Origin of the sequence: Streptomyces ureilyticus, from assembly GCF_011045025.1 — a bacterium.
GTDB lineage: Bacteria > Actinomycetota > Actinomycetes > Streptomycetales > Streptomycetaceae > Streptomyces > Streptomyces ureilyticus.
This window is the reverse complement of record NZ_JAAKZX010000254.1, coordinates 1-12,157: the sequence shown is the minus strand read 5'-3', so window position 1 is coordinate 12,157 and position 12,157 is coordinate 1. Positions and strand designations below refer to the sequence as shown.

At 70.9% G+C, this 12,157-nt stretch carries 8 protein-coding genes and 1 pseudogene; 7 read left to right on the top strand and 2 right to left on the bottom strand.

Annotated features, from left to right (window positions below):
• Positions 1-201: 201 nt before the first annotated feature.
• A complete protein-coding gene (locus tag G6048_RS42165) occupies positions 202-4,977 on the bottom strand; it encodes an ATP-dependent helicase (RefSeq protein ID WP_165344903.1) in 4,776 nt (1,591 codons plus the stop codon).
• Between the two features lie 322 nt (positions 4,978-5,299).
• Between G6048_RS42165 and G6048_RS42160 the strand changes: the two are divergent.
• From G6048_RS42160 to G6048_RS42150, 3 genes and pseudogenes are all read left to right on the top strand, one after another.
• A pseudogene (locus G6048_RS42160) lies at positions 5,300-6,049 on the top strand (AraC family transcriptional regulator); the annotation flags it as partial.
• 113 nt (positions 6,050-6,162) lie between these two features.
• On the top strand, positions 6,163-6,933 hold the full coding sequence (locus G6048_RS42155) for an AzlC family ABC transporter permease (RefSeq protein WP_165344902.1): 771 nt from the start codon (positions 6,163-6,165) through the stop codon (positions 6,931-6,933).
• Positions 6,930-7,238 (top strand): AzlD domain-containing protein, encoded by a 309-nt coding sequence (locus G6048_RS42150; protein WP_165344901.1) that lies wholly within the window; start codon positions 6,930-6,932, stop codon positions 7,236-7,238. Before G6048_RS42155 ends, G6048_RS42150 begins: the two co-directional genes overlap by 4 nt.
• Positions 7,239-7,345: 107 nt before the next feature.
• Here the strand turns inward: G6048_RS42150 and G6048_RS42145 are convergent, their stop codons facing one another.
• On the bottom strand, positions 7,346-8,290 hold the full coding sequence (locus tag G6048_RS42145) for a hypothetical protein (protein WP_165344900.1): 945 nt from the start codon (positions 8,288-8,290) through the stop codon (positions 7,346-7,348).
• 79 nt (positions 8,291-8,369) lie between these two features.
• Between G6048_RS42145 and G6048_RS42140 the strand changes: the two genes are divergently transcribed.
• From G6048_RS42140 to recX, 4 genes are all read left to right on the top strand, one after another.
• A complete protein-coding gene (locus G6048_RS42140; protein WP_165344899.1) occupies positions 8,370-8,564 on the top strand; it encodes a DUF3046 domain-containing protein in 195 nt (64 codons plus the stop codon).
• 60 nt (positions 8,565-8,624) lie between these two features.
• Entirely contained in the window at positions 8,625-9,911 is a 1,287-nt protein-coding gene (locus G6048_RS42135) for an AI-2E family transporter (protein WP_328828564.1), read from the top strand.
• Between the two features lie 225 nt (positions 9,912-10,136).
• Positions 10,137-11,261, top strand: a complete 1,125-nt coding sequence (gene recA, locus G6048_RS42130) for a recombinase RecA (protein ID WP_165344898.1) — start codon at positions 10,137-10,139, stop codon at positions 11,259-11,261.
• Positions 11,262-11,264: 3 nt separating this feature from the next.
• Positions 11,265-12,155 (top strand): recombination regulator RecX, encoded by an 891-nt coding sequence (gene recX / locus G6048_RS42125; protein WP_165344897.1) that lies wholly within the window; start codon positions 11,265-11,267, stop codon positions 12,153-12,155.
• Positions 12,156-12,157: the final 2 nt, after the last annotated feature.

The window sequence follows — 12,157 nt, the reverse complement described above, 5'->3', positions numbered from 1 at the left end:
GGGCTGGGGCGTCATGGTCGGGAACGCGAGGAGGGTCGGTGCGGGCGGATTGATTGGCGGAAGGGTAAGGCGGCTGGCTGGTCGGGCTGAGAGGAGAGTGGGTGTCGGGGAGGGGAGCGGGCGGCGGGGACAAGGTCGGCCTGGCCCGTGGCCCGGAGCTTCCTTCGGTCCGCTGGTACGGGTGTACGGCCTCGGGTTGCCCTATGCCCGGAGGCGTAGGCCCCGCGGTGTCGCGTGGAAACCGGCTCCTTCCAGGAGTGTTCCGAACGGCGACGTCAGGGCCGAGGCGCCGTTCACACGCTCCACCGTGACCGTGCCGAGGGAGCCCGCGCGGGCGGCCGCGGCGAGGGCCTCGGCGGCTATGCGCAGACGCGGGTCGTTCAGCGGTGTGTCCTGCGAGGTGGAGGGCCAGGCCAGGAGGGTCTTGCCGCCGCGCTCCATGTAGAGGGTCAGCTCGCCGTCGACCAGCACGACCAGGGAACCCGCCTTGCGGCCGGGCTTGTGACCCGCCCCGTCCGGAGGGTCGGGCCAGGGAAGGGCTGCCCCATACGCGTTCGCCGGGTCGGCGGCGGCCAGGACGATGGCACGGGTCGCGTTGCTCGGACGGGGGCGGGAGGCGGGGCCGCCGGGGAAGCCGGTGTCAGAGGGGGCGTCGGCGTAGGGGTCTGGGAAGCCGTTGGTGGTGCCCCACAACTCGGGTGCGCCCGGGAACTCCGGTTCTGGCAGCGTCTCGCCTCGCTCGCGTGCGTTTGCCGCCGCGCGCAGCCGGTCCACCGCGCCATCCATCGCGAACTGCGCGGCACCGAGCCCCTCCACCACATAGCCACGGCGTGCCTGTCCGCTGTCCTCGAAGGCGGACAAGATGCGGTACGTCGCCGAGAAGCCGCCCTCGACCCCTTCCGCCGCGACCGCGCCCCGGGTGACCACGCCGTGCCGGTCTAGCAGGGTGCGGGCCAGGGCGTGGGCGCGCACGGTGGTGTCGGCCTCGCGGTCGGGGAGCAGTGACCAGCGGCCCGCGACGGTGGGAGGGCCGGTACGGGAGGCGGGGCGTGCCGCGGCCGTCAGGCTGCCGTACCGTCCGCGGGGGACCGTGCGCTTCGCGCGATGGGCGGTGGAACCCGCGGTGCGGCCCGATCCCAGGAGGGAGCGCATCGGGCCGAGGGTGTCGTTCGTCAGTCGGCCCGACCAGGCCAGGTCCCAAAGGGCGTCGGCGAGTTGGGGGTCGGTGGCGTCGGGGTGTGTGGTGGCGCGGATCTGGTCGGTGATCTGGCGGAAAAAGAGTCCGTAGCCCCCCGAGAGGGTGTCGAGGACCGACTGGTGGAGCGCGGTCAGCTCCAAGGGGTGTGGAGGTGGCAGCAGCAAGGGGGCCGCGTCCGCCAGATACAGGGACACCCAGCCGTCCTTGCCGGGCAGTGCACCCGCTCCGGCCCACACCACCTCGCCGGCGGCGGTCAGCTCGTCGAGCATCGCCGGAGCGTAGTGCGCGACACGGGACGGCAGGACGAGCTTCTCGAGCGCGGAGGCGGGCACCGAGGCGCCCTGCAACTGCTCGATGGCGCGGACGAGTCCGTCGATGCCGCGCAGTCCGTGCCCGCTGCCCAGATGCTGCCACTGCGGCAGGAACTGGGCGAGCGCGGCGGGCGGCACCGGCTCCAGCTCCTGTCGCAGCGCCGCGAGCGAACGGCGCCGCAGCCGCCGCAGCACCGTCGCGTCGCACCATTCTTGGCCTATGCCCGCAGGGTGGAACTCTCCTTGTACGACACGGCCGCTCGCGGCGAGCCGCTGCAGGGCGCCCTCGGTGACCGCCGTCCCGAGGCCGAAACGTGCCGCTGCCGCGGTCGAGGTGAACGGGCCGTGGGTGCGTGCGTACCGCGCGAGGAGGTCGCCGAGCGGGTCCTTGACCGGCTCGGTGAAGGCTTCGGGGACGCCGACGGGCAGCGCCGTGCCGAGCGCGTCACGCAGTCGGCCCGCGTCCTCGATCGCCGCCCAGTGGTCGGCGCCGGCGATCCGGACCCGGATGGCGCGCCGGGACGCGGCCAGCTCCGGGGCCCACTCCGGTTCGGCGCCGCGCTCGGTCAGTTCCGCGTCTGTGAGGGGGCCGAGCAGGCGCAGCAGGTCCGCGACGCTCTCGACGTCCTTGGCACGGCGGTCCTCAGTGAGCCACTGGAGTTCACGCTCCAGTTCGGTCAAGACGTCGGCGTCCAGGAGCTCGCGCAGCTCGGCCTGGCCGAGGAGTTCGGCGAGGAGCCGCGAGTCCAGCGACAAGGCTGCGGCGCGTCGCTCGGCGAGCGGGGAGTCGCCCTCGTACAGGAACTGTGCGACGTATCCGAACAGCAGTGACCGCGCGAACGGTGACGGAACCGGCGTGGTGACCTCGACGAGCCGCACCTTGCGGGACTCGATGTCGCCCATCAGTTCCGCGAGGCCGGGGACGTCGAAGACGTCCTGTAGGCACTCGCGGACCGTCTCCAGGACGATCGGGAAGGAGCCGAACTCGCTGGCCACCTGGAGCAGTTGGGCGGCACGCTGGCGCTGCTGCCACAGTGGGGTGCGCTTGCCGGGGTTGCGGCGCGGCAGAAGCAGGGCGCGGGCGGCGCACTCGCGGAAGCGGGACGCGAACAGGGCGGAGCCGCCGACCTGGTCGGTGACGATCTGATTGACCTCGCCCTTGTCGAAGGCGACGTCTGCCGCGCCCACGGGTGCCTGCTCCGAGTCATACTCCGTGCCCATCGTCCTTGGTTCCTGGTCGAGCAGGTCCAGGCCCAGCAGGTCGACGTCAGGGAGACGCAGCACGATGCCGTCGTCGGCGTGCATGACCTGCGCCTCCATGCCGTACCGCTCGGAGAGGCGGGCGCCCAGCGCCAAGGCCCAGGGGGCGTGTACCTGGGCGCCGAACGGTGAGTGCACGACGACTCGCCAGTCGCCCAGTTCGTCGCGGAACCGCTCGACGACGATGGTGCGGTCGTCGGGGATGTGACCGCAGGCCTCACGCTGTTCGGCCAGGTAGGACAGGACGTTGTCGGCGGCCCAGGCATCCAGGCCGGCGGCGAGGAGCCGGAGCCGGGCGTCGTCCTGGGGCAGTGAGCCGACCTCGCGCAGGAACGCGCCCACCGCGCGGCCCAGTTCGAGCGGGCGGCCCAGCTGGTCGCCCTTCCAGAACGGCAGCCTGCCCGGCACACCGGGCGCCGGCGAGACGAGGACGCGGTCGCGCGTGATGTCCTCGATGCGCCAAGAGCTGGTGCCGAGCGTGAAGACATCGCCGACCCGGGATTCGTAGACCATCTCCTCGTCGAGCTCGCCGACCCGGCCGCCGCCCTTCTTGGGGTCGGCGCCCGCGAGAAACACTCCGAAGAGGCCCCGGTCCGGAATCGTGCCCCCGGAGGTGACGGCGAGGCGCTGCGCACCGGGGCGCCCGGCGACCGTCCCGGCAACGCGGTCCCAGACCACGCGTGGCCGCAACTCCGCGAAGGCGTCGGACGGATAGCGGCCCGCGAGCATGTCGAGCACCGCCGTGAACGCGGACTCCGGAAGCGACGCGAAGGGTGCCGCCCGGCGGACCGTCGCGAGCAGGTCGTCGACCTGCCAGGTGTCCAGGGCGGTCATGGCGACCAGCTGCTGGGCCAGCACATCCAGGGGGTTGGCGGGGATTCGGAGAGACTCGATGGAGCCGGTGCGCATCCGCTCGGTGACGACGGCGGCCTGGACGAGGTCCCCGCGGTACTTCGGGAAGACGACACCGGTGGAGACAGCCCCGACCTGGTGCCCCGCGCGGCCGACGCGCTGGAGCCCGGAGGCCACCGACGGCGGAGACTCGACCTGCACGACGAGGTCCACCGCGCCCATGTCGATGCCCAGTTCCAGACTGGAGGTGGCGACCACAGCGGGCAGCCGGCCCGCCTTCAGGTCCTCCTCGACCAGCGCGCGCTGCTCCTTGGAAACCGAGCCGTGGTGGGCGCGCGCGATGACCGGCGGGGCACCCTGGGCCGCGCCCGAACCGCCCATCAGCTCGGCCGGGGCATGGTGCTCCTCCAGAGGCTCACCCGTCGCCCTCTCGTACGCGATCTCGTTGAGCCGGTTGCACAGCCGCTCCGCGAGCCGCCGGGAGTTCGCGAACACGATCGTCGAGCGGTGGGCCTGGACGAGATCGGTGATCCGCTCCTCGACATGCGGCCAGATCGACGGGCGCTCTGCTCCTTCGTCGGAGTCCGCGACTGGGGAGCCTCCCAACTCGGCGAGATCCTCGACCGGAACGATCACGGACAGGTCGAACTCCTTGCCGGACGGCGGCTGGACAATCTCCACCTTGCGGCGCGGCGAGAGATAGCGCGCCACTTCGTCCACGGGACGCACCGTCGCGGACAGGCCGATGCGGCGCGCCGGCTTCGGCAGCAGCTCGTCGAGCCGCTCCAGCGTCAGGGCGAGATGGGCGCCGCGCTTGGTGCCCGCGACCGCGTGCACCTCATCCAGGATCACCGTCTCGATACCGGTCAGCGCGTCGCGCGTGGCCGAGGTGAGCATCAGGAAAAGCGACTCCGGAGTCGTGATCAGGATGTCCGGTGGGCGCGTGGACAGCGCGCGGCGCTCAGCTGCCGGGGTGTCGCCGGAACGGATGCCGACCTTGACTTCGGGCTCGGGCAGCCCGAGGCGCACCGCTTCTTGCTTGATGCCGGTCAGCGGACTGCGCAGGTTCCGCTCGACGTCGACCGCGAGCGCCTTGAGCGGCGACACGTACAACACCCGGCAGCGCTTCTTGGGGTCGGCCGGCGGCGGGGTCGAGGCCAGCTGGTCGAGCGCGGCGAGGAACGCGGCCAGCGTCTTGCCGGAGCCGGTCGGCGCGACCACGAGCACGTCCGAGCCTTCCCCGATGGCCCGCCACGCCCCGGCCTGGGCGTCGGTGGGCGCGGAGAAAGCACCCGCGAACCAGCCGCGGGTCGCGGGCGAGAAGCCGTCGAGGGCATCGTGTGCAGACCTGACCATGCCCCCATCCTGCACCTCGCCACTGACAATGCGTCTGACCTGCGAAAATGGTCTCGCGGCGGGGGCCGGCGCGAGGCGCCTGGCGCCTGGGCCGGAGTCACGGGCTGTGGCGGGAGCGGCGCAGGCTGCGGTGCGGGGCGCTACGCGCTGAGATGCGGGCGTACGCACTTGATGAGGGCGTACGCACATATCGTCCGGGACCGTCGTGGCCCCGAACCGGCTCTGCTCCCAGCGGCGGGCGGCTCCGGGCCCGGCGGCACCCCATGCCCGTACTGCCCGAAACCCACCGAACCCAGCGGGCGACCTGGCGCAGAATGGGCACATGGCAGGTTCGGGCGAGCGAGCGCGGCACTGGCGGTACCCGGAACTGCCAGGCGTCGACCTGCTGCGCGCCCGGTACATCCGGAAGACCTTCGTCCGGCACACCCACGAGAACTTCGTCATCGCCGCCATCGCCGACGGCGTCGAGGTTTTCCATCACGGTGGTGCGGACCAGTACGCGGGACCCGGCTCCCTGGCCCTGGTCAATCCGGACACCCCGCACACCGGTCGCGCGGGCAGCCCCGAGGGCTGGCGGTACGGGGCGGTCTACCCGTCCCCCGACCTGGTGGCCGAGATCGCCGCCGAAACCACCGTGATCCGCGGCACCCCCGGATTCACCGCCCCGGTGCTCGACGACCCCTACGCCGTGCGCCTGGTCCACCAAGTCCTGCGCGCCGCCGACGAAGGCAACGCACTCGCCGCCGACACCCTGCTGAGAGTCGCCGTAACACGACTCCTGCGACTGAACGGAGGCCTGCTCCCGCAGCGCGCCCCGCGTACGGCAGGCGCCCGAATCGCCGCACGCGCGCGTGCCGTCCTCGAGGAACGGATGACCGAGCCGCCCACCCTGGAACGACTCGCCGCCGACCTCGGCACCAGCCCCTTCGCTCTGCTGCGTGCCTTCAGGGACACCTACGGCATGCCTCCCCACGCCTGGCTCACCGACGCCCGCGTACGCCGCGTACGCCACCTCCTCGACGCCGGCACCGCACCCGCCGAAGCCGCCCACGCCGTGGGCTTCACCGACCAGCCGCACCTCAACCGCCACTTCGCCCGGATCGTGGGCGTGCCGCCCGGCGCGTACCAGCGCGAGCGCAAGAACGTACAAGACCCACAGGAGAGGCTCCTTCTACCGTCCAAGGCGTGGCAGAACAGACAGCTCTCCCAGACACACGCCGTGAAGACGGCGGAAAACCCGACGCCGCCGTCGTACGAGACGCCCTCGGCGTCGGGATCGCCGTCGGACTGTCCGGCTTCGCCTTCGGAGTGACCTCGGCAGGAAGCGGCCTCACCCTGCTGCAGACCTGCGCGCTCAGCCTCCTGGTGTTCACCGGCGCCTCACAGTTCGCCCTCGTAGGGGCGCTCGCGGCCGGAGGCAACCCCTTCACCGCCGCCGCGGGCGCGTTCTTCCTGGGCGTGCGCAACGCCTTCTACGGACTGCGCCTGTCGCAGTTGCTGGCCCTCCCGCGCGCGACGCGACCGTTCGCCGCCCAGTGGGTCATTGACGAGACCGCGGCCGTAGCGCTCGCCCAACCCACTCGACGCAGTGTGCGCATCGGCTTCACCGTCACCGGACTGACCCTCTACGTGCTGTGGAACCTCACCACACTGCTCGGCGCCCTGGGGGCCGAAGCAATCGGCGACACCAACGCCTGGGGCCTGGACGCCGCCGGGCCCGCCGTCTTCCTGGCCCTCCTCGCGCCGATGCTCAAGACGACCACGGAGCGGGCCGTCGCGGGTCTCGCAGTCGTCCTCGGCCTCGGACTTCTGCCCGTACTGCCCGCCGGTGTGCCTGTCCTGGTGGCCGCGCTCTCCGCACCAGCCGTCTTGTGGGTGGAGGGCCGCCGCAGGGGGCGTACGACCGCTGTGGAGCCCGCCAACGACGCACCAGACGCACCGGGGGAAGAGCGTTGAACATCTGGATCGCGATCGGCGTGACCGCCGTCGGCTGCTACGCCGTCAAGCTCATCGGTCTCCTCGTCCCCGCAGGCGTCCTGGAAAGGCCGCTCGTCCAACGGATGGCCGCCCTGCTGCCCGTCGCTCTGCTGGCCGCGCTCACGGCCGAGCAGACCTTCGCAGAGGGCCGGGTCCTGCTCCTGGACGCGAAGGCCGCCGGACTCGCGGCAGCCGCCGTGGCGCTGCTTCTACGGGCTCCCTTCCTGCTCGTCGTCGCGGCGGCTGTGGTGGTCACGGCCGGAGTGCGGGCGATGACCGGCTGACGCAGCGGGGCCGCGGGCGGCACGCGCGCGTGGAGGCCGAATAGCGGCATGCGCCCGTAGAGGCCGGTTTACGTATGCGCCGCCCTGGAAACCCCGCCGCGGACACGTCAGCCGACAGGGCGCCCGTACGCCCGCAGAGTACGCAGCGCCTCGATCGTGACGATCGGACGCGCCTCCAGGGCGGTGCCCGGCGCCCACTGACGCCAACGGATCGGCCAACCGCCGTCCTCCTCCTGTTCGTTGGCCAGGAAGTCCAGCGAGCGATCCATCTCCTCGTCGGTGAACCACCCGCGCGCGAGCGAGTCCGGCGTCTTCGCGTAGTCGTGCGCGAAGTGGTGCTCGCCCGGCGCGTAACCCGGCGCCACCGGAAACTCCTCACGCCGCTCCGGGGCGAGCGCAACGAGCCGATGCTCGCGCACCAGACGGCCGAGCCGGTCGGCGGCCGCCTCCGCTCGCGAACGATCGGGCGCGGAGTCCAGAAAGGCCACGGCTGCCTCGATCTCGTACGGATGTGACTTCTCCAGGGACTCCACCGCCTGCCAGCAGAAGTCGGTGGCCCTGAACAGCCAGGCGTGCCACACCTCGTTGCGGTGCAACAGGCCCACCACGGGTCCTGTGGCGAGGAGTTCACTGGGCGGGTCGTCCACGACCGGCACGAACGGAGCCACCGGATAGCCGCGCTGGCTGGGATGGATCGCCGGCAGCGCGCCGTCCGGCGTCGACACGGCGGTCAGATAACGGCACACACGCTCCACCCGCTGGCCGCCGCACCGACCTATCGAGTCCAGGACGCGCAGCGCGTGCCCGGTGTGCAAGGGCTGGCTGACCGGGCCCCGGAGATCGGGCTCGAGCGCGTGACCGTACCCCTCGTCGTCATTGCGGTAGGCCGCCAGCGCGGTCTCCACCGCGTCGGCACCGCCACCGAGGAAGTGGTACGCGAAACGCCGCTGCTCCAGCACGCGCGCGGTCAGCCAGACGAAGTGCTCGGCGCGGGCGAGCAGGGAGTGCGCCGGGCGCTTCGGGGGGAGTGGGGATGCTCCAGTTTCGGCCATGGCCCGACCGTAGGGCGGAAAGCGTTCTCGACAAGCGGTCCCGGCTCGGACCCACCCCCAGGGGCGGGATACTGGAGTCATGCGGTTGACGGTCTTCTGGCAGCGGATGGCGGAACACTTCGGCAAGGGATACGCCGATACCTTCGCGCGCGATCACGTGATGTCGGAACTCGGCGGACGCACCGTCCACCAGGCGCTGGACGCGGGCTGGGAGGCGAAGGACGTGTGGCGCGCGGTGTGCACGGCCATGAACGTTCCGCACGAAAAGCGCTGACCGACCACGAAGATCCCAGGACCGGGACCGATTGTCGGTGGCGTGGGCGAGACTTGGACGGTGTCATCGACAGACGAGACCGCCCAGGTCGCACAGCAGGCATCGCCGCTCGGCACGACGCCGCCCACGCGGCCCTCGACCGAAGACCCGACGGGGCGCGCCCGCATGCCACGCTGGCTGCCACGCGCCATGGTGCTCGCCCTCACCCTCATCGCCTGCTTCCAGCTGGGCAGTTGGGCCTTCCACCAGCTGACCGGGCTGCTGATCAACATCCTGATCGCGTTCTTCCTGGCACTCGCCATCGAACCCGCGGTGAGCTGGATGGCCGCGTACGGCATGCGCAGAGGACTGGCCACCGCCCTCGTGTTCTTCGCCGTGATGATCGTGGGCGCCGGCTTCGTCACCCTGCTCGGCTCGATGCTCGCTGGACAGATCATCGACATCGTCGAAGACTTCCCGAAGTACGTCGACTCGGTGATCAGCTGGATTAACACGACCTTCCACACGGAGCTCAGCCGCGTCGACATCCAGGACAGCCTGCTCCGCTCCGACTGGCTCCGCAGGTACGTGCAGAACAGCGCAGGCGGCGTCCTTGATGTGTCCGCACAGGTCGTCGGCGGTCTCTTCCAACTCCTGACGATCACACTGTTCTCGTTCTACTTCGCCGCCGACGGACCGCGACTGCGGCGCGCGCTGTGCTCCGTACTGCCGCCCGCCCGCCAGGCCGAGGTGCTCCGCGCCTGGGAGATCGCCGTCAACAAGACCGGCGGATACATCTACTCACGCGGCCTGATGGCACTGATCTCAGGCATAGCGCACTACATACTGCTGGAGACCCTCGGCGTGGACTACGCCCCCGTGCTCGCCGTCTGGGTGGGCCTGGTCTCGCAGTTCATCCCCACGATCGGCACCTACCTCGCCGGCGCCCTGCCCATGCTGATCGCCTTCACGGTCGATCCCTGGTACGCGCTGTGGGTGATGGTCTTCGTCGTGATCTACCAGCAGTTCGAGAACTACGTGCTGCAGCCCAAGCTGACCGCCAGGACCGTGGACGTCCACCCGGCAGTCGCCTTCGGATCCGTCATCGCGGGCACCGCGCTGCTCGGCGCCGTCGGCGCACTGGTCGCCATCCCCGCCGTCGCCACGCTGCAGGCCTTCTTGGGGGCGTATGTGAAGCGGTACGACGTCACGGACGACCCTCGGGTGCAGGGGCACCGTAGGCGGGGCTCAGGCGCTCTCCTCGCGCGCCTACGAGGCGTTTTGAGCGGGTCAGGGAGGGCGCAGCCGGCCGTGGAACGGGAGGCGGCGGAGGAAGCGGACGGGGAAGCGGTGCGGGACTCCTCATAGCGCATCCGCGTACCCGCCCACGGGTCGCGGTTGAGGCGGGTGGTGCGCTTGACACCAAAATCGAACATCCATTCTTATGGAATCTCCGGCGGGGCTCTCGACGGCGATTTCGCGGGGAAGTGCCCGAGTTATCCACAGGCAGGACGGCGTCGGGGCGCATTGTCAGTGGCAGGCGTTAGCGTCTTTGACGTGAAGCGATCGACTCAAGCAAACCGGGTGGAACCCATGGCAGGAACCGACCGCGAGAAGGCGCTCGACGCCGCGCTCGCACAGATTGAACGGCAATTCGGCAAGGGCGCAGTCATGCGCATGGGCGAGCGGCCGAACGAGCCCATCGAGGTCATCCCCACCGGGTCGACCGCACTCGACGTAGCGCTCGGCGTCGGCGGCATCCCGCGCGGCCGAGTGGTGGAGGTGTACGGACCGGAATCCTCCGGCAAGACGACCCTGACCCTGCACGCGGTGGCGAACGCGCAGAAGGCCGGCGGTCAGGTGGCGTTCGTGGACGCGGAACACGCCCTCGACCCCGAGTACGCGAAGAAGCTCGGCGTCGACATCGACAACCTGATCCTGTCCCAGCCGGACAACGGCGAGCAGGCCCTGGAAATCGTGGACATGCTCGTCCGCTCCGGCGCCCTCGACCTCATCGTCATCGACTCCGTCGCCGCCCTCGTGCCGCGCGCGGAGATCGAGGGCGAAATGGGCGACTCACACGTGGGCCTCCAGGCCCGCCTGATGAGCCAGGCCCTCCGGAAGATCACCAGCGCACTCAACCAGTCCAAGACCACCGCGATCTTCATCAACCAGCTGCGCGAGAAGATCGGCGTGATGTTCGGCTCCCCGGAGACCACGACCGGTGGCCGGGCGCTGAAGTTCTACGCCTCCGTACGGCTCGACATCCGCCGCATCGAGACGCTGAAGGACGGCACCGACGCGGTCGGCAACCGCACCCGCGTCAAGGTCGTCAAGAACAAGGTCGCCCCGCCCTTCAAGCAGGCCGAGTTCGACATCCTCTACGGGCACGGCATCAGCCGCGAGGGCGGCCTGATCGACATGGGCGTGGAGAACGGCTTCGTCCGCAAGGCCGGTGCCTGGTACACGTACGAGGGCGACCAACTCGGCCAGGGCAAGGAGAACGCCCGCAACTTCCTGAAGGACAACCCCGACCTCGCCAACGAGATCGAGAAGAAGATCAAGGAGAAGCTGGGCGTCGGCGTGAAGCCGGTGGAGCCGACCGTCGAGCCGGGTGCGGACGCAGCGGTCTCGGCCGTCCCGAACGAGGCCGTGAAGACCGTGCCCGCTCCGGCGGCCAAGGCCACCAAGTCCAAGGCCGCGGCGCCCAAGAGCTGATCCATGACGCGACGAACCGACTGGGCCGAGTACGTCTATCTCGGTGCCCCGGAGGTACGGGGGCACCGAGGTGACGTCGGCTCCTTCGGAGACGGCGACACGGCGAAGGGCGGTGACGGGCTGGACGGCACTGGCGCGGGCGCGGAGGGGGCGCACGGCGGTGATCCGGACGGTGACGGTTGGCCGGAAGGTACCCCGCGCCGTGATGACGGTTCGCCTCGCGGTGATGACCTGGAGCGTAGTGACGGTGCGCCAAGTAGCGGCGGACGTCGGGGTGGTGGCCGTAGTGGACGGACCCGTGGCCGTCGGGGGCGCGGCTTTGGGGAGTCGTCGGGCGGCCCGAAGAACGGAGGCTCCCCTTCCTCGTCGAGGGCCGAGGCGGGGGAGCCTTCAGGGGACCCGGCTGAGCGGGCGCGGGCCATCTGCCTGCGTCTGCTCACCGGGACCCCGCGCACGCGCAAGCAACTCGCGGACGCACTGCGCAAGCGCGAGATCCCGGACGACGTGGCGGACGAGGTGCTGTCCCGCTTCGAAGAGGTCGGCCTGATCAACGACAGTGCCTTCGCGGAGGCCTGGGTGGAGTCCCGGCACCACGGCCGTGGCCTGGCCCGGCGCGCGCTGGCACAGGAGTTGCGGACCAAGGGCGTGGACTCGACGCTGATCGACGAGGCCGTCGGACAGCTCGACTCCGAGCAGGAGGAGGCGACGGCGCGGGAGCTCGTCGCCCGCAAGCTGCGCTCCACCCGAGGCCTCGACGGCGACAAACGGCTGCGGCGCCTTGCGGGCATGCTCGCCCGCAAGGGCTATTCCGAGGGCATGGCGCTCAGAGTGGTCCGGCAGGCGCTGGAGGAAGAGGGGGAGCACACGGAGGGGTTGGGGGACGAGGGGTTCTGAAT

Excerpts from the sequence above, each read along its gene's own strand:
- G6048_RS42140 (WP_165344899.1), top strand. The coding sequence starts at position 8,370 with ATGCGGTTGACGGTCTTCTGGCAGCGGATGGCGGAACACTTCGGCAAG.
- recA (WP_165344898.1), top strand. The coding sequence starts at position 10,137 with ATGGCAGGAACCGACCGCGAGAAGGCGCTCGACGCCGCGCTCGCACAG.
- G6048_RS42165 (WP_165344903.1), bottom strand. The coding sequence starts at position 4,977 with ATGGTCAGGTCTGCACACGATGCCCTCGACGGCTTCTCGCCCGCGACC.
- recX (WP_165344897.1), top strand. The coding sequence starts at position 11,265 with ATGACGCGACGAACCGACTGGGCCGAGTACGTCTATCTCGGTGCCCCG.
- G6048_RS42145 (WP_165344900.1), bottom strand. The coding sequence starts at position 8,290 with ATGGCCGAAACTGGAGCATCCCCACTCCCCCCGAAGCGCCCGGCGCAC.